Origin of the sequence: Aeromonas sp. s6, assembly GCF_040907815.1 — a bacterium.
GTDB lineage: Bacteria > Pseudomonadota > Gammaproteobacteria > Enterobacterales > Aeromonadaceae > Aeromonas > Aeromonas caviae.
This window is the reverse complement of record NZ_JBFOCN010000123.1, coordinates 90,483-111,523: the sequence shown is the minus strand read 5'-3', so window position 1 is coordinate 111,523 and position 21,041 is coordinate 90,483. Positions and strand designations below refer to the sequence as shown.

General features: G+C 64.3%; 21 protein-coding genes and 1 pseudogene. 6 read left to right on the top strand and 16 right to left on the bottom strand.

The window, feature by feature from the left end; genetic code table 11:
* Window positions 1-19 precede the first annotated feature (19 nt).
* The gene (nudE, locus tag AB5Y50_RS21205; protein WP_039040577.1) at window positions 20-628 is read right to left on the bottom strand and encodes an ADP compounds hydrolase NudE; all 609 of its coding nucleotides are present in this window, start codon (window positions 626-628) and stop codon (window positions 20-22) included.
* Between the two features lie 147 nt (window positions 629-775).
* On the opposite strand from nudE, the gene yrfG reads away from it, so the two are divergent.
* A complete protein-coding gene (gene yrfG, locus AB5Y50_RS21200; protein ID WP_041211711.1) occupies window positions 776-1,444 on the top strand; it encodes a GMP/IMP nucleotidase in 669 nt (222 codons plus the stop codon).
* Between the two features lie 79 nt (window positions 1,445-1,523).
* On the opposite strand, the gene AB5Y50_RS21195 is transcribed toward yrfG, so the two are convergent.
* Entirely contained in the window at window positions 1,524-2,630 is a 1,107-nt protein-coding gene (locus AB5Y50_RS21195; protein ID WP_319882947.1) for an NADH:flavin oxidoreductase, read from the bottom strand.
* Window positions 2,631-2,746: 116 nt separating this feature from the next.
* Here AB5Y50_RS21195 and AB5Y50_RS21190 point away from each other — a divergent pair, with 116 nt between their 5' ends.
* Window positions 2,747-3,652, top strand: a complete 906-nt coding sequence (locus tag AB5Y50_RS21190) for a LysR family transcriptional regulator (RefSeq protein ID WP_041213942.1) — start codon at window positions 2,747-2,749, stop codon at window positions 3,650-3,652.
* Here AB5Y50_RS21190 and tyrS read toward each other — a convergent pair.
* Window positions 3,647-4,912, bottom strand: coding sequence for a tyrosine--tRNA ligase (tyrS, locus tag AB5Y50_RS21185; protein WP_319882948.1), 1,266 nt, complete (start codon window positions 4,910-4,912; stop codon window positions 3,647-3,649). The two genes, AB5Y50_RS21190 and tyrS, sit on opposite strands and share 6 nt — an antisense overlap.
* A gap of 145 nt (window positions 4,913-5,057) precedes the next feature.
* Here tyrS and AB5Y50_RS21180 point away from each other — a divergent pair, with 145 nt between their 5' ends.
* Window positions 5,058-5,867, top strand: coding sequence for a helix-turn-helix transcriptional regulator (locus tag AB5Y50_RS21180; RefSeq protein ID WP_104452244.1), 810 nt, complete (start codon window positions 5,058-5,060; stop codon window positions 5,865-5,867).
* Between the two features lie 48 nt (window positions 5,868-5,915).
* Here the strand turns inward: AB5Y50_RS21180 and exeN are convergent, their stop codons facing one another.
* The 13 genes and pseudogenes from exeN to exeC form a co-directional block, all read right to left on the bottom strand.
* Window positions 5,916-6,674, bottom strand: coding sequence for a GspN family type II secretion system protein ExeN (exeN, locus tag AB5Y50_RS21175; protein ID WP_161470346.1), 759 nt, complete (start codon window positions 6,672-6,674; stop codon window positions 5,916-5,918).
* Complete coding sequence (gene exeM, locus AB5Y50_RS21170; protein ID WP_048208487.1) at window positions 6,671-7,162, bottom strand: GspM family type II secretion system protein ExeM; 492 nt, start codon at window positions 7,160-7,162, stop codon at window positions 6,671-6,673. The genes exeN and exeM overlap by 4 nt, the downstream gene beginning before the upstream one ends.
* The gene (gene exeL / locus AB5Y50_RS21165) at window positions 7,159-8,343 is read right to left on the bottom strand and encodes a GspL family type II secretion system protein ExeL (protein WP_182935219.1); all 1,185 of its coding nucleotides are present in this window, start codon (window positions 8,341-8,343) and stop codon (window positions 7,159-7,161) included. The genes exeM and exeL overlap by 4 nt, the downstream gene beginning before the upstream one ends.
* A gap of 112 nt (window positions 8,344-8,455) precedes the next feature.
* Complete coding sequence (gene exeK / locus AB5Y50_RS21160) at window positions 8,456-9,475, bottom strand: GspK family T2SS minor pseudopilin variant ExeK (protein ID WP_182935218.1); 1,020 nt, start codon at window positions 9,473-9,475, stop codon at window positions 8,456-8,458.
* Window positions 9,476-9,564: 89 nt separating this feature from the next.
* Window positions 9,565-9,639: pseudogene (locus AB5Y50_RS21155) on the bottom strand (type II secretion system protein GspJ); the annotation flags it as partial.
* Between the two features lie 25 nt (window positions 9,640-9,664).
* Window positions 9,665-10,306 (bottom strand): GspJ family T2SS minor pseudopilin variant ExeJ, encoded by a 642-nt coding sequence (gene exeJ, locus AB5Y50_RS21150; RefSeq protein ID WP_045522074.1) that lies wholly within the window; start codon window positions 10,304-10,306, stop codon window positions 9,665-9,667.
* Window positions 10,307-10,350: 44 nt separating this feature from the next.
* A complete protein-coding gene (gene exeI / locus AB5Y50_RS21145; protein ID WP_257713654.1) occupies window positions 10,351-10,704 on the bottom strand; it encodes a GspI family T2SS minor pseudopilin variant ExeI in 354 nt (117 codons plus the stop codon).
* A 65-nt stretch (window positions 10,705-10,769) separates the two neighbouring features.
* Window positions 10,770-11,333, bottom strand: a complete 564-nt coding sequence (exeH, locus tag AB5Y50_RS21140) for a GspH family T2SS minor pseudopilin variant ExeH (protein ID WP_010675722.1) — start codon at window positions 11,331-11,333, stop codon at window positions 10,770-10,772.
* A 47-nt stretch (window positions 11,334-11,380) separates the two neighbouring features.
* Window positions 11,381-11,812, bottom strand: coding sequence for a GspG family T2SS major pseudopilin variant ExeG (gene exeG, locus AB5Y50_RS21135; protein WP_010675723.1), 432 nt, complete (start codon window positions 11,810-11,812; stop codon window positions 11,381-11,383).
* A 116-nt stretch (window positions 11,813-11,928) separates the two neighbouring features.
* Window positions 11,929-13,149 carry a GspF family T2SS innner membrane protein variant ExeF gene (gene exeF / locus AB5Y50_RS21130; protein ID WP_039040588.1) on the bottom strand — a complete coding sequence of 407 codons (1,221 nt, stop codon included), beginning with the start codon at window positions 13,147-13,149 and terminating at the stop codon, window positions 11,929-11,931.
* Between the two features lies 1 nt (window position 13,150).
* The gene (gene exeE / locus AB5Y50_RS21125; protein WP_042014784.1) at window positions 13,151-14,656 is read right to left on the bottom strand and encodes a GspE family T2SS ATPase variant ExeE; all 1,506 of its coding nucleotides are present in this window, start codon (window positions 14,654-14,656) and stop codon (window positions 13,151-13,153) included.
* A complete protein-coding gene (gene exeD / locus AB5Y50_RS21120) occupies window positions 14,656-16,710 on the bottom strand; it encodes a GspD family T2SS secretin variant ExeD (protein ID WP_010675726.1) in 2,055 nt (684 codons plus the stop codon). The genes exeE and exeD overlap by 1 nt, the downstream gene beginning before the upstream one ends.
* A gap of 21 nt (window positions 16,711-16,731) precedes the next feature.
* The gene (exeC, locus tag AB5Y50_RS21115; RefSeq protein ID WP_272865916.1) at window positions 16,732-17,583 is read right to left on the bottom strand and encodes a GspC family type II secretion system variant ExeC; all 852 of its coding nucleotides are present in this window, start codon (window positions 17,581-17,583) and stop codon (window positions 16,732-16,734) included.
* Between the two features lie 213 nt (window positions 17,584-17,796).
* Between exeC and hslR the strand changes: the two genes are divergently transcribed.
* From hslR to pckA, 3 genes are all read left to right on the top strand, one after another.
* Window positions 17,797-18,195, top strand: coding sequence for a ribosome-associated heat shock protein Hsp15 (gene hslR, locus AB5Y50_RS21110; RefSeq protein ID WP_010675728.1), 399 nt, complete (start codon window positions 17,797-17,799; stop codon window positions 18,193-18,195).
* Between the two features lie 104 nt (window positions 18,196-18,299).
* Entirely contained in the window at window positions 18,300-19,184 is an 885-nt protein-coding gene (gene hslO, locus AB5Y50_RS21105) for an Hsp33 family molecular chaperone HslO (RefSeq protein WP_010675729.1), read from the top strand.
* Window positions 19,185-19,333: 149 nt separating this feature from the next.
* Window positions 19,334-20,959 carry a phosphoenolpyruvate carboxykinase (ATP) gene (gene pckA / locus AB5Y50_RS21100; RefSeq protein ID WP_010675730.1) on the top strand — a complete coding sequence of 542 codons (1,626 nt, stop codon included), beginning with the start codon at window positions 19,334-19,336 and terminating at the stop codon, window positions 20,957-20,959.
* Window positions 20,960-21,041: the final 82 nt, after the last annotated feature.

Sequence of the window (21,041 nt, the reverse complement as noted above, 5' to 3'; positions counted from 1 at the left end):
CAAACAGACCCTCTGCGGGCTAATTTCCCTGCTCCGCCAGCCATTTGCTGGCCAGCAGCAGGGCACTGATGCTGCGCGACTCGGTGAAGTCCGGTCGTGCCAGCAACTCGTCGATCCGGTTGAGGGGCCAGGGGATCACCTCGAGAGGCTCGGGCTCGTCACCGACCCGCTGCTCGGGGTAGAGATCCCGCGCCAGCAAGATGTCCATCCGGCTGGAGAAATACCCCGGCGCCAGCGACACCTGCTTGAGCAGGGTCAGGCTGCTCGCCCCGAAGCCCGCCTCCTCCATCAGCTCCCGGTTGCCCGCCTCGAAGGCATTTTCACCGGGGTCTATCAATCCCTTGGGGAAACCCAGCTCGTAGGAGTGGGTGCCCGCCGCGTACTCGCGCACCAGCAGCAGGGTGTGGGCATCGAACAGGGGCACCACCATGACGGCCCCCCGGTTGCCGCCGCGCATCCGCTCGTAGACCCGCTCCTCGCCGTTGGAGAATTTCAGGTGAAGGGACTCCACTTTGAACAACCGGCTCTCGGCCACGATCTCGGCCTTGAGGATCTCCGGCTTGCTCTTGTCATGGGCCATGGTCTCGACACTGAGGTGGACGGGATTGCGCTTGTGGGGATCGCTCATCGGGGGCTGACTGCTCGTTAAAAAATCGTGTTTCAAGAGTAAACGACTCCCCTGCCGAACACCACGGGGCAAAGAGGGGAAAGATGCCTGAAAAATCCGTTATAATGCGCCCCGTTTTTCCCATCACCACAGACATCGCGAGGCCCCATGTCGACTCCCCTGCCCTGGCACCAGATTGATACCGTGTTGCTCGACATGGATGGCACCCTGATCGATCTCCATTTTGACAGCCACCTGTGGCAAACCCTGGTGCCGGCGCGCTACGCCGAGCGACTCGGCCTGCCGCTGGCCGAGGCGAAGGCGCAGATAGACACCCACTATCATGCGGTCAACGGCACCCTCGACTGGTACTGCGTGGATTACTGGACCCGGACGCTCGGGCTCGACATCCGCGCCCTCAAACAGGAGATCCTGGAGAAGATCCAGTGGCGCCCCAACGTCATTCCCTTCCTGGCCGCACTCAAGGCCGCCGGCAAGCAGGTGGTACTCTTCACCAATGCCCATCCCGCCAGTCTGTCGGTGAAGGATGCACGCCTCGGCCTCGCCCAGCACCTAGATCTGATGGTGAGCACCCATGAGCTCGGGTGGTCGAAGGAGAGCCAGCACTGCTGGCAGGCACTGGCCGAGCGGCTGGCGTTCGACCCGGCCCGCACCCTCTTCGTGGATGACAGCGAGCGGATCCTGGCCGCCTCGGCCGAGTTCGGCATCGCCCACCAGCTCGGCATCCGTCACCCCGACAGCCAGATGCCGCCGCTCACCTTCCAGCACTTCCCGGCGCTCGACGACTACGCCGACCTGCTCCCTCTCGGCGCCTGACACGCACAAGGCCCTCTTCACGAGGGCCTTGTCACATCAGCTCAACAGCCTGCCGAGCGCATACCGTTCATGAAAGCCCTCATGCCGCATCGCGCGGGGCCAGCACCCCCATGCTGGCCAGGTAGTCGAGGGCGCTTGGGGTGAAGCCAACCTCCGTGAGGTGCGCCGCCGTGAAAGGGGCTGCATGCAGAGGCAGGCCGCGGCTCACCCGTTCCATCCAGTCCGGATTGCCAAGGGCCGCCGTGCCCACCGCCACCAGATCGGCGCCGCCGGCCAGAGCCCGCTCCGCCGAATCTGCGTCGCTAATCTTGCCCGCCACCATGAGCGGCACCCGCCCGGCCAACCCGACCCTTACCGCCTCCAGCAGGGCGCCGCCGTCGGGATCCCCCGCCACCGCCTTGAAGCTGTCCCCCATGGAGAAGTGCAGGTAGTCGATCCCCTCGTCCGCCAGCAGGCGCGCCACCGCCAGCTGATGGGCCAGTTCGATGCCCTGGATATGGGCATAGCTCTCGGGGGAGAGACGCACCCCGACCAGGAAGCCCCGAGGTAGACGGGCGCGAATGCCGCGCACTATCTCCACCAGGATCCGCGCCCGGTTGGCGAGGCTGCCCCCCCAGCGGTCGGTGCGCAGGTTGTGCAGGGGGTTGAGGAAGTTGCAGAGCAGGAAGTGGTGGGCTGCGTGCAGCTCGATCCCGTGCAGGCCGGCGCCATGGGCCCGTTCGGCAGCGCTCACAAAGGCGTCAATGAGCGTCAGAATCTCCGCCTCGCTCAGCCCCTTGACCCCGAGGGGGTAACGCCCGCCCGGCGCCAGCGCGCACGGGCCGACCGGCACCCCGTCGTTCAGCTCGGGCAGAGCCCGCATCCCGCCGTGATGCAGTTGCACCACCGCCAGCGCCCCGGCCTGCCGCGCACTGTCGGCCAGGGCCGTGAAGGCCTGCTGCTGAGCGTCCGTCATCAGGGCAGGCTGCCCCGCCCAGCAGCGTCCGCCGGGCTGCACCTGGGTGGCGGCGGCGATGAGCAGGCCGAAGCCGCCACGGGCACAGCGCGCCAGCCAGTCGAGCTCGGCCTGGCCGGGATCACCACCTGCGCCGCTCATGTTGTGGGTCAAAGGGGCCAGCACGGCCCGGTTCTTGAGCCGCAATCCAGCTCGCTCGAAGTGGAAGCTGTCGCCCAGTGTCTTGTTCATCGTCCTCTCCCGGGATCGCAATGGCATGGCGGCCACTATAAACCCGGGCCACCAGGATATAATCAGGCAGACAAGCAAGACATTCATTCCCAGCAAGACACAATAGGCCACCCCTCATGAGTCACCACAAGCTCGACACCCTCTACCTGATGCGCCTGCTGGTCGCCATCGTCCGCTGTGGATCCTTCGCCGCGGCGGCGGCCCAGCTCGGCATCACCCCGAGCAAGGCGTCAAAAGATCTGCGCCACCTGGAGCAGAGCCTCGGCAGCGTGCTCCTGAGTCGCACCACCCGCCGGGTGCAACTGACCGACGCAGGAGAGCTCGCCTACCGCCAGGCCGACCAGATGATCGCCCTGCACGAGCAGTTGCTGGACGGCCTGCAGCGCCGCCGCTCGGCACTGTGCGGGGAGCTGCGCATCACGGCGCCGGATCTCTGGGGAGAAGTGGTGCTGACTCCGGTGCTGCTGCGCTTTCGCGCCGACCACCCGGAGGTTCGGATCATCGCCGACTTCAGCAATACCCCGGCCGACCTGCTGCGCGACAATCTGCACGTGGCGTTTCGCAGCACTGAGCTCGGCACCCAGCCCTACCTGGCGCGCCCCATCGCGGTGGACGATCTGGTGCTCTGCGCCAGCGCCGACTACCTGGACCGCCACCCGCCCCTCACCACACCGCAGGATCTGCACCAGCACAGCCTCATCACCCGCAGCCAGGAGTACGGCCGCCACGAGTGCTGGCCCCTGCTTGCCCAGGGGCGCGAGATCCCTCTCGAGGTAGCGGGCGAACTGGCCTTCAGCAGCAAGAAGGCGATTCACCAGGGGATGCGCCAGGGACTGGGGATAGCCCGCCTGCCGCGCTACCTGGTGGCGGCCGAGCTGGCCGAGGGGGTGGTGCGCGAAGTGCTGCCGGACTATCGCCCCAAGGGGGCCCATTTCTACGCCCTCTATACCCAGCGCCGGGCCGAGTCGGCCCTGGTCGGCCACTTCCTCGACTACGTCATCGAGGCGCTCACCCCTTCATGAGCGGATCACCAGGTGGTACTGCTTCTTGCCCCGGCGCAGCAGCAGGTAGTGGCCGAACAACCGATCGTCGGCGGTGAGCGGCTCATCCCGGCGGATCGCACCGTTGACGCTGACGGCTCCCGCCGCCAGCAGCTCGCGGGCGATCCGCTTCGAGTTGGCCAGGCCGCACTCCACCAGCAGGGTCACCAGATCCGTTTCCCCCTCGATGCAGCTGCTTGGCATGCCATCTTGCGCCAGCTGGGCCAGATCGCTCTCCCCAAGGCGCGCTACCTCGCCACTGAACAACGATTCGCTGATGCGCTGCGCCGCCGCCAGCGCCCCCTTGCCGTGTACCAGTTCGGTCAGCTCGTCCGCCAGCACCTGTTGGGCCAGCTTGCGCCCCTGCCGCTTCGCATCCTCCGCTTCCAGCGCCTCAATCTCGGCCAGCGGCATAAAGCTGTAGTAGCGCAGGAATCGGTAGACATCCTCGTCTGCGGTACCGAGCCAGAACTGGTAGAAGGCGTAAGGGGAGGTAAGCGCCGGGTCGAGCCAGACGGCGCCCCCCTCGGTCTTGCCGAACTTGGTGCCATCGGCCTTGGTGATGAGCGGCAGCGTCATGCCATAGACCTGGGCCTGATGCAGCCGCCTAGTGAGGTCCATGCCGCTGGTGATGTTGCCCCACTGGTCGTTGCCGCCGATCTGCAGGGTGCAGCCGAGGCGTTGGTTGAGCACGGCGAAGTCCTGGGATTGCAGCAGGGTGTAGGAGAACTCGGTGAACGAGATGCCCTGATCCGGGCGGGCCAGGCGCTGGCGCACCGATTCGCGGGCCAGCATGGCGTTGACCGAGAAGTGCTTGCCGATGTCCCGCAGAAAATCGAGGGCGGACATCTGCCCCATCCAGTCGGCGTTGTTGACCAGCAGCGACGCCACCAGCCCGTCGCTCGCTGGCAGCAGCGCTTTTATCTGGGCCGACAGGCTGGCGACCCAGCCCTGCACCGTCTCGGCGCTGTTGAGGGGGCGCTCGCTTGCCTTGAAGCTGGGATCGCCGATAAGGCCGGTGGCCCCGCCCACCAGCGCCACCGGGGTGTGGCCCGCCAGCTGGAAGCGGCGCAGCATCAAGAGTGGCACCAGATGGCCGATGTGCAGGCTGCCAGCGGTAGGATCGAAGCCGCAATAGACGGTGCGCGGGGTGGCAAGATGGTCGGCCAGCGCCACCGGGTCGGAATTCTGGGCCACCAGGCCGCGCTGGGTCAGCTCATCGAGCAGGTGAGGATTTGTCATGGGGGGCTCCAACAGCAAGAGAAAGAGGGCCATCCTCGCCGCTTGCGGTGCTGGCAGATATGTCCCCCAGGGGACAGTTTTGCCACTCCCGTGCTAGCATCCTGCCATCGTGGGGAAACCATTCCCTGACCCGGAGCCCATCGCCATGCCCCCGTCTCCTGCCACGGATACCCTGAGCCTGACCGCCGCCGTCGATGCCCTGCACGGCAGCGGCTTCCCGGCAGCCCTGGTGCGCCTCATCCAGCAACAGGTGGCATTCGACTGTGCCCTGCTGCTCGGGGTGGGGCTGCGCCCCGTCTACCTCTACGACAACCTGCATCATCAGCGGGCCCTATTGTTCGACCGCTACCTCACCCGCCACTTCAGTCAGGATCCCTTCATGCAGGCGCTGGAACAGGGGATGGGTGCCGGGGTCTGGACCCTGGCGCAGGTGTCGCGGGGGCGGCTCGACCCCGAGTATCGCCACCACTTCTATCAGGCCACCGGCTGGCAGGAGGAGGTGGGGCTGATCCTGCCGGTGCGCGGCGGCCTCACCCTGATGCTGTTTCTGGGCCGCCTCGACAAGCGCAGCTCCCTCAGCCGTGACGAGCTGGCCAGGCTGGAGGCACTGTTCCCGCTGGTCCACTCCCTGTGTCGCCAGCACTGGCGGGAAGAGACACCCCGCCTGGCCCGCAGCCCGGCCAGGTCAGATGGCACTGACCTCAAGGGGGCGGTGGAGCAGGCTATCGCCAGTGTGGGGGGAGACCAGCTAACCCGGCGGGAGCGCCAGGTGGCGGGTTTGCTGTTGCAGGGGCTGGATACCGAGGCCATTGCCGATGCACTCGGCATCGGCAGCGGCACGGTGAAGAATCACCGCAAGCACCTCTACGCCAAGTTGAACCTGCACTCCCGGGCCGAGCTGTTCAGCTTCTTCCTCAATCACCTCATCACGGCGCCAGCCGGCGCGCCCCCATAACGACACCACCCCGCCGGGGCGGGGTGGTTCAAACCATGGGCAACGCCGTCAGATGCGGCCCTGATAACGCAGTGGGAAGCGCCCCTGCCCATCGGGCTGGCCGAGGAAGGGGAGCCCCTGTTTCATCTGGTCCGGCAGCTCGGGACCCGGTTTCAGGGTGCCCTGGAACAGGTACTGGCGATTGGCCTGCAACTCCAGCTTGCCCAGCACCTGCACCGCCTCCGAGCCCTGCTTGATCTCGGCCACCAGCCGTGAGTCGAGACAGGTGAGCGTGATCTCGGGATCCCCCAGGGCCAGCTTGCCCGCCGGGGTGTCCGCCTGTGCGTCATACCAGTGAAGATCCCCGTAAAGGTTGTCGCACCAGGGAGTGCCCTGGGCAAACTGATCGATCTTGAGCTGCAACTGACCCGTCGCCGTCAACGGGAAGGGGGGTCTCATCGGCACCCGATCCAGCACCCAGGGGGCCGGCGCATTCAGGGTGATGTCGCGCCCGAAAGCGGCACCGTTCCAACCCAGGATCCCCTGCCCGTTGAGTCCGCTGCGCTCGCCAAAGCGCACCGACACCTCGGGCGCCAGCCGCAGCAGGGACCAGCCATCGAGATCCCAGCGCAACTGGGTGAGGGACTCGCTGGCATATTGCACCCGGGCGGCCTGACCGCTCCAGAGGGTGCCGCTCACCCCCTCCAGCCGCACCAGATTGGGGGGCAGCGGCAGATGGCGCACCACCAGGGATGCTGGCAACTGGGCCAGCAGGAAACCGAGATAGGCCAGCAGGAAGAGACTGGCGATCACTATTTTTCGCTTCATTGGGAACGACTCAACTGCAAACGTCTGACCTTGACCAGCCCGGGGGCCAGCCCCTCGCGGGCCAGCTCGATGATCTGCACCTGGACGCCGTATTGATCCGAGAGGGTCGCAAGCCAGATCAGCAGATCATCGAACGGCACTGTGTCTATCCATACCTGCAGCTCCTGACCCTGGGGCTGCAAGCGAGCAATCTTGATCTTCTGGTTGAAGGCGGTGCGGTTCACCACACCGTCCAGGGTACCGCCGGTATCGACCTGGCGCCCCTGTCCCCCCTGCATCGCCAGCACCTCCTGCCCTTTCTCCTTGAGCCAGGCCAGGGTCTGCTGCTGGTTCACCACCTGCCGCTCGCGCTCGGCAATGCGATTTGCAACCGGCTGCCAGATCGCCCAGTAGAAGAGCCCGATGAGCAACACGCTGCCCCCCACCGCCACCAGCCGCTGCTCGCGGGCACTGATGCCGCGCCACCAGCTCTGCAGTTTGTCCATCATGACGACCTCCCCTTGAGCACCAGCGCCCCTTCGACCTTGCCTTCGGTACTTCGCACCTCACCCTGCTGCACCTCGAAGCGCTTGCCCGCCAGCTCGCGGAAACGTTCGATCTCGGTGAAGCCGGGGGCCGTCACCTGCAACCTCAGCTCGCCCCGGGCTGCATCGAAGCGCAGCACCTCGGGCTTGAGGCCGGGCACCTCGGCAAACACCGGGGCCAGCTCGGTCAGGAGCAACAGGACGCCATCCTGCGGAGCCTGCCCCAACTGCTGGAGGTGCTGGGTCATCTGGCTGCGCACGTTGACGATCCGCGTCTCTCCCGGGAAGATCCGGGTGTAGACCTGCCGGATCTCCGCCTTGAGGGCCTTGTCCTGTTCCGTCAGCTGGTGCAGATGCACACCGCGCTGCACCAGGGCCACCAGCAACAATACGCCTGCCAGCACCGCCACCTTGCGCCACTGCAACCAGTAGCGGGCGTATTCGGTCTGGGGACGATAGGGCCCCTGCAACAGGTTGGCCTGGCAGGTCAGCGCCCCTTTCGCCAGCAACAGCATGGGCAGTTCCGGGTCAGCCCCCTCCCAGTTGCCCGCCGCCATGGCGGGGATGGGAGTATGGCAGTGAAGGGTGACGGGTTCGGTCTGCGCTGCCAGCAGCATGGCCAGCAGGGATTCCTCCGCCACTATGCCCTGACGGGGGCCCTGGCGGACCAGCCACTCCTCCCCCAGCTGCAGGGCTGACCAGCCATCGGCGGCGAGCGGCAGCGCCAGCACGTCGGGCAGCAGGTGCAGGGTCTTGAGCCCTGCCTGCTCCAGCCAGCCGAGCCAGGAGTGCATCTTCCCCTTGTCCACCGCCATCAGATCCACCTCGCGGCCCTGATGGCCGAGCACCACCAGGTGCAGATCGTCCACGTCTGAGGCGATCTGCTCCTCCAGCAGATAAGGCAGGGCCGCCGCACTCTGGCGGCTGTATTTGCCCGGCAGATTGACCCGCCGGAAGATAAGATCGCTGCCGGGCACCAGGGTCACCACGGGGCGACCACCGGCACGCTCTTGCAGCTCGCCGAGGGCGTGCGCCGAGGCCAGGATGCCGGAGGCGATGATCTCCTGCTCCTGCGCCGACCAGACCAGCCAGTGCACTGGCTGCTGCGCATTGGTCCCCAGACGGATGACCAGACTCTCGCTCACTAATGTCTCTCCTGCCATGCCCGCTCCTCCCTCAGAGGGGCGGGCGCACAGCCATGGGTTGCAGTCCAATCGGGGGATGCGCAGGGCGGCTGAACCGCCCCATGCCCCCTTGTTATTCGGCGCCGCCGCTCAGGCGACGCAGCATCACCAGCTTGTTGTCCTTGCCACGCTGGAAGACGGTCTCAAGCCTGGCGCGGGTCTCCCCCACCTCCGCCAGCAGGCGGGCCTCGAAGAAGCTGCTCTTGATGTCCAGGGCGCCATCCAGCCCGGTGATGGCACCCGGCTGAACCTGCAACTGCTCCGTCATCTCCTGCTTGTTCTTCCACCCCTTCTTGGGGCGGCTGGTCAGCACCCGCTTGGCATCGTCCAGCCCGATCTTCCCCTGGTAGAGCCCCACCAGCAGGGCCGCCTGCTCCGGCCGGATGGTGTTGATGTTCACCACCAGCTTGTCATTGGGCAGGGTGCACACATAGGGGGCCAACCGGGCGTACAGGCTGGCGCTCACCCCGCGCACCGCCCGCAATTCGTCGGTGCCCAGCATCCGCTGGTTAGCCACCAGGTAGGGGGGATTGAGTCCCTCGTAGTAGGCATCCTCGGCCCCGTTGCTCGAGACCAGCTGGGTATCCTTGTCGGTCCAGTCACGGATGGCGTCCGTCAGCTGCACCGCTTCGTAATCATCCACCTCGAGCTGGGCGAGCAGGGCCCGGAACACCTTGAACTGGTAAGGCTGGGCCTCGAGATCGTCGCCGTTCTCCCCCTCCTTGAGGGGCACGCTCAGGCTGTTGAGGTTGAAGCAGGATTGCAGATCCCGCACCCGGCCCGAGAGAGTGCCATCCTCCACCGGGAAGACCCCGTCCTCCCGCGCCCAGTTCTGTCCCAGACTCACCCGATCCGGGTCGTCCTTGAAGTCCTGGTTCAGCACCTTGATCACCAGAGCCTCCGCCGACATGGCATACCACCAGGCCTGCTTGCCCAGGGTGAGGTTGGCGGTGCGGCGCAGCTCCAGTTGCAGGCGGCCACTCATGTTGCTGGCGACGATCACCATCACCGCGAGGATGAGCAACACCACCAGCAGGGCCATGCCCCGCTGTCTGCCGGGGGCCAAAGGATGGCGGGGGCGCTTAATTGCCATTGTCCGCCCTCTGACCACCAGCGCCGATCAAGAACTGGCGACGTCGAATAGTGCCGTCATCCTCCGTGATAGACAGGGGAAAACGACGATCAGTTACCATTCTCTGCCCTCTGGCCACCAGCACCGATCAAGAACTGGCGACGTCGAATAGTGCCGTCATCCTCCGTGACGGACAGGGGAAAACGACGATCAGTTACCATTCTCAGCCCTCTGGCCACCAGCACCGATCAGGAACTGGCGACGGATGGTGCCGTAGTCTTCAAGCTCCAGCTCCACCGCCAGCCCATAGGGCAGCAGGTCGCGCTGGGTCCACTCCTCCTTCCACTGTCCCTTGTCGTAGAAATAGAGGCGCAGCGCCGTCACGCCGGTCAGTACGGGCTGAATGCGCGGCTCGGTGCCAATGGCCGGATCCGGATAGAGGTAGCTCAACCGCTCCAGGGTCTGCCCCTTGAGACGCCAGCCCACCCGTTGCAGGCCGGAGCGCGGCAGTATGCCGTCCGGATTGAGCCAGCCGCCGCGAATGAAGGCCATGCCCCAGTCGTCGCTTTGCTGGCCGAAGCGAGACGCCGCCAGCAGCACCTTGTTGTTCTCGCCGTCGATGCGACCGCTGCGCGGCACCATCTGGGTGACATCCCGCTCCAGCAGGCTGAAGGCGAGCTGAAGCTCCGAGAGACGGGCCTCCTTGCGCTTGGCCACCTCGTCGCTGGTCAGCACCCCTTGCAGCACCTGATAGGCCCCCAGGCTCAGGGTGGCGAAGATGGCAATGGCCACCAGCATCTCAAGCAGGGTGAAGCCGCGGTGGCACGATGGGTGGGTGTTGCTCTGGATCATCGGCTGACACCGGCTCCGGATCATGGACGCACGTTGATGAATGTTCATCGGCTGAGATAGGTCCGGATCATGGCCACCGGGCTGTCGGCCTTGGGCGCAGTGCGCACTTCCATGTCCAGCGCCCTGAAGTTGCTGTCCGCCGTGGCGACGCCGCGATAGCGCCAGTACCAGGTCTGCCCGGCCATCTCCTCGTCCCCTTCCACCCAGCTGTCTCCCGGCCATTTGCCTTCGAGCTTCTGCTGCACCAGCTGATTCTCCACCACCCAGGTCGCCAGGGTCTTCTGCTCCAGATAATTGAGGCCGGCCAGGTGTTCGCTCGCGGTCTTCATCACCGCCAGCCCGGCGATGGCAAACACCGCCAGGGCCACCATGACCTCCAGCAGCGTCATGCCGCGCACCCGGGCGGGGCCGCCCGACAGAGCGGTGCGACGCGCTAGAGCGCCCCCTGCGGGCCTGGCGCTCCTCACTCTTCTTCCTCTTCATCCTGCAACAGGGAGAGACGACCGAACTCGTCCCCCCTGACGGTGCGCAGGTAGTGCAGATCCTCGTCCTGCTGGCTCAGGGTCAGCACGAAGGGAGAGAGCTCTCCCCCCGGAAAGACCAGGATCTGGGGTGTCCGCTCGCGCTCGTCCCGACCCTGCTCCTGGCGTTCGTCCGACGCAGTACGCCAGTTGAAACCTTCCAGCTCCACCGCCAGGGTCATCCCCTCCGGCAACGTCACCGGCCCCAGCAACTTGTCACCGGTCAGGGCGCGCCACTTGCGATCCTTGGGATCCCGGGACATAAACTGCCAGCCGTTCTCCTCGACCCGCAGCCCCAGCAGCCTGCCATCCATCACCGAATACTCCTGGGCCTGCTGCAGGGTCGCCATGAAGCGGCGCGCCTGCTTGTCGAGCTCCCGATCCCCCCTGGCGCCCCCCATGCTGAGGGTGACGGCGGTCGCCACCAGTCCCATCAACATGGCGACCAGCAACACCTCCAGCAGGGTAAAACCGGCCTGGTGACGCGCCGAAGAGGCCACCTTCATGCAGGCAGCCCCGGGGTGGCCCGGTGAGCACGACGCGGCGGAATCACTTATTGGAAGTCCTTCAGGTTCCAGTTGCCGATGTCGTCATCGGTCCCGGCTTCGCCGTCCATCCCCATTGAGAAGATGTCGATCTTGCCGAACTGGCCCGGGCTCAGCAGCTGATACTGGTTGCCCCAGGGATCCTGCGGCAGGCGCTTGATGTAGCCCCCTTCACGGTAACTGCGCGGCTCAGGGGATGCGGTCGGCTTGTTGACCAGGGCGTCCAGCCCCTGCTCGGTGGTGGGGTAGCGGTTGTTGTCCAGCTTGTACATGTCGAGGGCGTTTTCCAGCGCCACTATGTCGGAGACCGCTTTTTGCTGATCCGCCTTCTCCTTGTTGCCCATCAGGTTGGGCACCACCAGGCTGGCCAGGATCCCCAGGATCACGATGACCACCATCACTTCCAGCAGGGTAAAACCCGATTGACGACGCTTTTGCATGACTGACTCCCTAACGAAATGAGATGGCATGAGCCATCAACGATTAACTGTTAAACCACGATCGTTCGATTGAATGTGCAGGTTCGAATGGCGAAGCGTATTCGAACGTCCGAACCTTACAAATTCACCATGTTGTTGAGCTCCAGGATCGGCTGCAGGATCGACATCACGATAAACAGCACCACCCCGGCCATGGAGACCACCAGCATGGGCTCGAACACCCCGAGGGCGATGTTCACCTGGGTTTCGAACTCCCTGTCCTGGTTGTCCGCCGCCCGCTCCAGCATGCTGTCGAGCTCGCCGCTCTGCTCGCCCGAGGCGATCATGTGCAGCATCATGGGCGGAAAAATTCTGGTTTCATCCAGCGACTTGCGCAGGCTGGTCCCCTCCCGCACCCGCTCGGTGGCCTCACCGATGCGCATGCGGGCATAGTCGTTGGAGAGCACTTCCCCGGCGATCTTCATTCCCTCCAGCAGGGGGACGGCGCTGGCGTTGAGGATGCTCAGGGTGCGGGCAAAGCGGGCGGTGTTGAGACCGCGGCTGACCCGACCGATCACCGGCAGGCGCAGTATCACCTGGTGCCAGCGACGACGACGCTTGTCGTCGGTCAGCCACCAGCGCCAAATCAGGCCGCCAATGCCAAGGAGCAGCAGGAACCAGAGGCCGTAGTGCTGCAACAGCTCGCTGGTGCCGATGAGGAAACGGGTGGTACCCGGCAGTTGCTGGCCCATGTGTTCGAACTGGGCCACCACCTTGGGCACAACGGCGGTGAGCAGGATGGAGATGACCCCCACCGCCACCAGGGTGAGGACGATGGGATAGATCATCGCCTGCAGCAGCTTGGTGCGCATGTGCTGGCGCTGCTCGGTGTAATCGGCGAGACGGTTGAGCACCTTCTCCAGGTGGCCGGACTTCTCGCCGGCCGCCACCATGGAGCGGAACAGCTGGTCGAACACATGGGGGAAGGCCCCCAGCGAATCGGCCAGGGAATACCCCTCCACCACTTTGCTGCGCACCGTCGCCACCAGGCTGCGCAGGTGGGCCTTCTCGCACTGCTCGGCGACCGCCTTGAGGGCCTCTTCGATGGTGAGACCGGCCCCCACCAGGGTCGCCAGCTGGCGGGTGATGAGGGCCAGTTCTGCGGTGGAGGCACCACGGCGAAACAGCACGAAGCGGTTCGCCTCCCGCTTGGCCTTCTCGGTGGTCTCGTTCACCTCGAGGGGGGTCAGCCCCTGCTCGCGCAGCAGCTGGCGCACCTGGCGGGCGGAATCCCCTTCCAGCACGCCGCTCTTGTTGCGCCCCTTGCCGTCGAGGGCCTTGTATTCAAATGCCGCCATCTCAGTCTTCCCGGGTCACGCGCAGCACCTCTTCGAGGCTGGTCTGCCCCTTGAGCACCTTGTCGATGCCGTCGCGGCGGATGCTGGGGGTATGACCCCGGATCAGCCGCTCGATGGCTAGCTCGCCGCTGGCGCTGTGGATCGCCTCACGCACCGCCTCGTCCACCACCACCAGCTCGTGGATGCCGGTCCGGCCGCGATAGCCGGTATGGTTGCACTGCTCGCAGCCCACCGGACGCCAGATCTGCTGATCCGGCGCAAGCTCGATGCCCATGGCAACACGCTCCTGCTCGGTGACAGGGTGCGGTGCGCGGCAATCCGGGCAGAGAGTGCGCACCAGCCGCTGGGCCAGTACCGCCAGGAGCGACGAGGAGAGCAGGAAGGGCTCGATCCCCATGTCCCGCATCCGGGTGATGGCGCCGATGGCGGTGTTGGTGTGCAGGGTCGACATCACCAGGTGACCGGTGAGGGATGCCTGCACCGCGATCTGGGCGGTCTCGAGGTCACGGATTTCCCCCACCATCACCACGTCCGGGTCTTGGCGCAGAATGGCGCGCAGGCCCCGGGCGAAGGTCATGTCCACCTTGCTATTGACCTGGGTCTGGCCCACCCCTTCGAGGTCATATTCGATGGGGTCTTCGACGGTCAGAATGTTGCGATCCCGGGAGTTGATCTCCGAGAGGGCCGCGTAAAGGGTGGTGGACTTGCCCGAACCGGTCGGGCCCGTCACCAGGATGATGCCGTGGGGCTTGCGAATGAGTTCGCTGATGATGTTGCGGTTGGCCAGCGTCATGCCGAGCTGCTTGAGCTCGAGGCGCACGTTGTTCTTGTCGAGCAGTCGCAATACCACCCGCTCGCCGTAGCTGGAGGGCATGGTGGAGACCCGCACGTCCACCGCCCGGCCGCCGATGCGCAGTGAGATGCGGCCATCCTGGGGCACCCGCTTCTCGGCGATGTCCATGCGCGACATGACCTTGATGCGCGACACCAGCAGGGAGGCGAGTTTGCGATGGGGGCGCAGGATCTCCCGCAGCACCCCATCGATGCGAAAACGGATCACCAGGGCCCGCTCGAAGGTCTCGATGTGGATGTCGGACGCCTCTTCTTTTATCGCCTCGCTCAACATGGCATTGATGAGGCGAATGATGGGGGCGTCGTCGTCGGCATCCAGCAGATCCTCGCTCTGGGGCAGCTCCTCGGCCAGGGCAAAGAAGTCCATCTCGTTGCCGAGATCCTCCATCAACTGACGCGCCTCGGAGGAGTCACGCTGATAGTGGGCCATCAGGAGCGTCTCGAACTCGTCGTTGCCAAGCTGCTCCACCGCGAAGGCACAGCCCGCCACCCGTCGCACCTCCAGCAGGGTCTGGGGGGAGATCCCCTGACGACAGAGCAGCACCGGGGCACCCTGGCGCTCGGTCAGGATGGCCCCGAAGTTGCGGGCAAACGCGAACGGCAGTTCCGGCAGGGGAGCCGGCAGCTCGCTGCCATCGAGCTGGTAGGCGGCCATCAGGGCTTGCTCTGCACGAAGGGCTGCTCCTGCACCTGGGCGCGCACGCCGGTGGCGGTCGCCTGCTGCTGGGCCTGCATTCTCTGGATCTGCTGCTGCACCTCGGGGGACATCATCACGTCCTGGCCATAGGCGGGCAGCACCTGGCGAGCCGGCGAGGTGGCATAGCCCTCTTCCGCAGCCCGGCTCAGCTGTTCGGCCCTGAACAGGGTGTACTTGTTGCTGGAGACCCCGGAGTAGACATTGGCGTCACGCAATATGGTCGGGCGGATGAAGACCATCAGGTTGCGCTTGGCGGTGGAGGTCTTGGAGGAACGGAACAGGTAGCCCAGCACCGGAATATCCCCGAGCAGGGGCACCTTGGAGATCTGCTCCTGGGTCTGTTCGTCCATCAGGCCGCCCAGCACCACTGTCTCGCCGCTCTTGACCAGCACGGCGTTCTTCACGGTGCGGGTATCGAAGGTGGGGCCCAGGTTGGCGGTCCCGGTCGCCTGCTTCTGTGCCACGCTGGAGACCTCCTGCTCGATGTTGAGCAGTACGGAATCTCCTTCGTTGATCTGGGGCGTCACCACCAGCTTGGTCCCCACCGTCTTGCGCTCTATGGTGTTGAACACCTGATCGCTGGTGGTGGAGCTCTGGGAGCCGCTCTGCACCGGCACTTCCTGACCGACGTTGAAGGAGGCTTCCTTGTTGTCCATGGTGACGATGCTCGGGGTGGAGAGGATGTCGTTCTTGCTGTTGGTGGAGAGCGCCGTCACCAGCGCCGCCCAGTCTCCGTGATAGAAGCCTGCCGCCATGCCGCTGAAGCTGCCCGCCAGGGATGACAGGCCGTCGGTGTTGCCGTTGTCTTTGTAATCCTTGGCGGCGATGGCCAGGGAGCCGATGGGCAGACCAGTGTCGGTGAACTGGGTGCCGCCGCCATTGGTGTTGGCCCACTGCACCCCGAGGTTCATGCCGTCACCATCCGATATCTCGACGATGATGGCCTCCACCAGCACCTGGGCACGACGAATGTCGAGCTTGGCGATGACCTGCTCCAGCTCGGCCATCACGTCCGGCTGGGCGGTGATCACCAGGGCATTGGTGGTCTCGTCGGCGGAGATGGCGAGCTGGCCGCCGCCGATGCTGGCGCCGCCCGTGGCCGTGGCAGCCGCCCCGCCCTTCTTGTCGGCGGCGATGCTGGAGCTGACCCCCTTGAGGACGTCAACCAGATCCTTGGCCTTGCCATATTTCAGGTAGAAGACCCGGGTGTTGCCCTGGCTCTGCAGATCCCGGTCGAGCTGGCGCACCATCTGGATGATGCGGGCACGGGCCTTGGGCTCGCCGCTGATGACCACGGAGTTGGTGCGCTCGTCGGCCACCACCTTGGGGGAGAGCAGCAGCGAGGCGTTGGCCCCCTGATTGCTGCCATCCTTGTTGAGGTTGGTCACCAGCCGCACCATCTCGCCGGCGGAGGCGAACTTGAGCTTGATGACGTCCATGTCCTGATCCCCCGCCTTGTCCACCCGGCGAACTACCTCCACCAGGCGGTTGACCACGGCGGCGCGGCCGGTGATGAGCAGCACGTTGGAGGGCTCGTAGTGGACCACGTTGCCGCCGCCGGCGTTGTCGTTGAGCTGACGCAGCAGGGGGGCCAGTTCACGGACCGAGACATTGCGCACCGGCACGACCCGGGTCACCATCTCGTCACCCACGCCGGGGTTGGTGTCATCCACCACGGGGATGGCCGAGGTCTTGGCATCCTTGGAGCGCACCACCTTGAGCACGCCGTTGTTCATGGGCACCACGGCAAAGCCGTAAACGTCGAGCACGCTCAGGAAGAACTGGTAGTACTGATCCTCGTTGAGCAGGTCATAGCTGCGCACGTTGATCTTGCCGCGTACCGATGGCTCTATGATGATGGTTTTGTTCAGGTTCTTGCCGACCGTGTTGATGAACTCCTCGATGTCGGCGTTCTTGAAACTGGCGGAATACTCGGTGGCCCAGGCAGAACCGGCCATCATCAAGGCTGCCGCCATGGTGGCCAGACGCCAGCCCTTCCCTTTATTTGTCATTCTTGGTGCTACTCCAATTCATTATTCTGACAAGCCGACATAGACGTCGTAGAGCTGTCCTTGCCGCTCGACGGTGACGGTCATTTCCGTGGCGCCCGCCACCTGCTGCATCGCCTGCATGGCCTGGGCGTTGTCACGCAGATCCAGGCCGTTGATGCTGACCGCCAGATCGTTGGCGACCAGTCCGAGTTGATTGAACAGTTCCGGATTGCGACCCGGGTTGAGGCGATAGCCGGTCATGCGACCGTCCACCCGGACCGGAGAAATATTGAGGTAATCGGTGATCTTGCCCGGGTTGCCCAGCAGTTCGCTGCGCACGGAGGAGAGCCCCTCCTGGCGGGCCGGTTTGGGCAGGGGCTTGCCATACTCCTCCCCGTCCAGCATCAGGGTCTCGTCACGGCCGTCCCGGGCGATGATGACCCGATCGGCAAACACCTGGCGTATCCTGGCCTGGGTACCGTCGATGTAGTCCCCGATGCCGTAAGAGTTCTGTGTCCCGTTGTGGGCGATGATGGCGATGGACTTGGCGGGATCCGAGCTTGCCAGCACCCCGTTGAGCTGGGCGTTGAGCTGGGTTTTCGGGGCATCCGCCGCCACCGTCTCTGCCGCCTTGTCCGCCTGGGGTTGCAGCGCCTTGCCAAAGAGAGAGAGGCGGCTGAGGTTGCCAAGATCGAGGCGATCGCCACCACTCCCCTGCACCGAGGTGACCGAGGGTTGCCAGGGGGTCAGGGGAGCGGGCTGGGCCAGTTCGTACAGGCGCCAGGTGAGCACGGCACACTGCTGGGCCAGCAACAGCAGCAGAAGCCAGAACAGGGGCTGGCTGAAACGGGAAAGTGGCATGGCCTTGCAGCGAGCCAGAAGGGAAGTCAACAAATCATCCCTGAACGGTAGCGTCATCTTTCTCAAAATTGTCTGGCATCCAAGTCGGTTGGCTATTGTGTACGGCAATGGACCCAGAGACAACCGACCGGATGGGACCAAGGGGTGAAAATTCAGTTTCCGTCACACCCGGATGCCCCCTGTTTCTATCCCGGGGCCCGCCTCTGGTATAATCAGGCACCTTTTCAGCCATCCCGGAGCCGATCCATGTCGAATCCAGCACAAAGCAGCACTCAGGTCCGTCTCGACAAGTGGCTGTGGGCCGCCCGCTTTTACAAGACCCGCAGTCTGGCGCGGGATCAGATCGACGGCGGCAAGGTGCACTACAACGGCCAGCGCACCAAGCCGGGCAAGGCGGTCGAGGTCGGCGCCCTGGTGCGATTCTGGCAAGGCCAGGACGAGCGGGAGGTGCGGGTGCTCGAGGTGAGCGAGCAGCGCAAATCCGCCCCGCTGGCCCAGCAACTCTATGAAGAGACCGAGGCCAGCCTGAAGAAACGGGCCGAAAACAGCGAAGCCCGCCGCTTCAACAGCCAGTTTGCCCCAAGCCCGGAGCGCCGACCCGACAAGCAGGAGCGACGCCAGCTTATCCGGGTCAAGCAATCCTAATCCGCGTCTGTGGCCCCTTTATGACGACAGGTGGAGGAATTAGTTCCTAACCACCTGTTTAACAATGTGTTTATTTTTCCCCAAGAACATCCTAGGAAACCATGATGAGTAACCAAGACCTCCTGTATCGCTATCTGTTCGAAGAGTACGAAGTGCGTGGGGAGCTGGTCCAGCTGGATCGTACCTACCGCCACATCATCGACGCCCAGAACTACCCGGTACAGGTGCAGCACCTGCTGGGCGAGCTGCTGGTTGCCACCAGCCTGCTGACCGCCACCCTCAAGTTCGAAGGCTCCATCACGGTGCAGCTGCAGGGGGACGGTCCGGTGCGTCTGGCCGTCATCAACGGCGACAACAACCAGCAATTGCGCGGCGTGGCACGCTATGAAGGGGAACTGCCGACGGACGGCAAGCTGCAAAGCCTGATCGGCAACGGCCATCTGGTCATCACCATCACTCCGGATCAGGGAGAGCGCTATCAGGGCATCATCGCCCTGGAGGCCGACACCCTGGCGGCCTGTCTGGAGCACTACTTCGCCCAGTCCGAACAACTGGCCACCCGCCTCTGGATCCGCACCGGCCACCATGAGGGCGAGCCCCGTGCGGCGGGCATCCTGCTGCAGGAGCTGCCGGCCCAGAGCGAGGATCACAGCGAAGATTTCGACCACCTGGTCCAGCTCACCACCACCATCAAGGACGAAGAGCTGTTCGGTCTGGACGCGGAAGAGATCCTCTACCGCCTCTACCACCAGGACAAGGTACGGGTGTTCGATCCCCAGGCCATCGAGTTCCGCTGCACCTGCTCCCGCGCCCGTTGCGAAGGGGCCTTGCTGCAGATAGACAAGGAGGAAGCGGTATCCATGGTGCAGGAGCTCGGCAAGATCGACATGCACTGCGATTACTGCGGCGCCCACTACGAATTCGACGGGATAGACATCGAAACCCTGTTCAGCAGGGCTCCCGGTAATGATGCAAACCAGTTACACTAATCAAAGGCGGGCAAAACCCGCCTTTAACTTAAATAACAAAAAAATACCCTATTTTATAAAGTTTGATGGCGATCGCTAAAAACTACCACCTAGGTGGTAGCATGGACGTCAGATAGAACCCTACACACCTCTGAACCCAGGAGAATACAATGACAATCGTGGTAGAACCCACCCTGGCCCAACAACTGAAGCTGGACCAATACGGTATCAAAAACAGCCAGGAAATCGTTCGCAACCCCTCCTATGAGCAGCTTTTCGCTGAAGAGACCCGCTCAGACCTTGAGGGCTTCGAACGTGGCGTCGTCACCGAGCTTGGCGCCGTCAACGTCAACACCGGCATCTTCACCGGCCGTTCCCCTAAAGATAAATATATCGTCAAAGATGCCACTACCCAGGATACTGTGTGGTGGTCTGACCAGGGTAAAAACGATAACAAGGCGATCACCCCGGAAGTGTGGTCACATCTGAAAGGGCTGGTCACCAAACAGCTCTCCGGCAAGCGTCTGTTCGTGGTGGACGGCTTCTGCGGCGCCAACCCGGACACCCGCCTGGCGGTGCGCATCATCACCGAGGTGGCCTGGCAGGCGCACTTCGTGAAGAACATGTTCATCCGCCCGAGCGAAGAGGAGCTGAAGACCTTCAAACCGGACTTCGTGGTGATGAACGGTGCCAAGTGCACCAACCCGAACTGGAAGGAGCAGGGTCTCAACTCCGAGAACTTCGTCGCCTTCAACATGACCGAGAAGATGCAACTCATCGGCGGCACCTGGTACGGTGGCGAGATGAAGAAGGGCATGTTCTCCATGATGAACTACTTCCTGCCCCTGCGCGGCATCGCCTCCATGCACTGCTCCGCCAACGTGGGCAAGGATGGGGACGTGGCCATCTTCTTCGGCCTCTCCGGCACCGGCAAGACCACCCTCTCCACCGATCCCAAGCGTCAGCTGATCGGCGATGACGAGCACGGCTGGGATGATCACGGCGTGTTCAACTTCGAAGGGGGCTGCTACGCCAAGACCATCAAGCTCTCCGAAGAGGCCGAGCCGGACATCTACCACGCCATCCGCCGCGATGCGCTGCTGGAGAACGTGACCGTGGCCGCCGATGGCACCATCGACTTCGACGACGGTTCCCGCACCGAGAATACCCGAGTCTCCTACCCCATCTATCACATCGACAACATCGTCAAGCCGGTCTCCAAGGCGGGTCACGCCACCAAGGTGATCTTCCTGACCGCAGACGCCTTCGGTGTGCTGCCCCCGGTCGCCAAGCTGACCAAGGAGCAGACCAAGTACCACTTCCTGTCCGGCTTTACCGCCAAGCTGGCCGGTACCGAGCGCGGCATCACAGAGCCGACCCCGACCTTCTCCTCCTGCTTCGGCGCGGCTTTCCTCAGCCTGCACCCGACCAAGTACGGCCAGGAGCTGGTGAAACGGATGGAAGCGGCAGGGGCTGAAGCCTATCTGGTCAACACCGGCTGGAACGGCACCGGCAAGCGGATCTCCATCAAGGATACCCGTGGCATCATCGACGCCATCCTGGATGGTTCCATCGAGAAGGCACCGACCAAGGTACTGCCGGTGTTCAACCTGGAAGTGCCGACCGAGCTGCCGGGCGTCAACCCCGCCATACTGGATCCGCGAGACACTTACGCCGACCAGGCCGAGTGGGATGCCAAGGCGGCCGATCTGGCCGGGCGCTTCATCAAGAACTTCGAGCGCTTCACCGACAACGACGAAGGCAAACGCCTGGTCGCGGCGGGCCCGCAGTTGTAAGAAACGCGCCTCGCGTCTCACAATCCCGTACCGGTCAGCCCTGCTGGCCGGTATTTTTTTGGCCGATGCGCGGCATATGGCT